Here is a 337-nt window from a genome sequence, read left to right as displayed (position 1 = left end):
GCCGACACGATGGCCGGCGGTATCGGCAGCGATATCTATGAAGTCACCGACCTTGGGGACGTGGTGACCGAGCTCGCCGGTGCCGGCGACGACTCTATCTGGACCTCGCTCGCGAGCTACACCCTGGGTGCCAACGTCGAGAATCTGTATTTCGGCGGCAGCGGCCACTTTACGGCCATTGGCAATGCACTGGACAACACGCTCGTGGGTGGTGCGGGTGACGACGTCCTCATCGGTCGCGCAGGTGCCGACGCGATGGCCGGCGGTGTCGGCAGCGATATCTACGAAGTCACCGACCTTGGGGACGTGGTGAGCGAGCTCGCCGATGCCGGCAACG

At 64.7% G+C, this 337-nt stretch carries 1 pseudogene; it reads left to right on the top strand.

The features are described 5' to 3' along the window. Positions 1-337: pseudogene (locus VC35_RS30105) on the top strand (hypothetical protein); the annotation flags it as partial.

It is taken from the genome of Pseudomonas fluorescens (assembly GCF_000967965.1).
In the GTDB taxonomy this organism is placed as follows: domain Bacteria; phylum Pseudomonadota; class Gammaproteobacteria; order Pseudomonadales; family Pseudomonadaceae; genus Aquipseudomonas; species Aquipseudomonas grandcourensis.
This window is presented reverse-complemented; position numbering and strand designations above follow the sequence as displayed.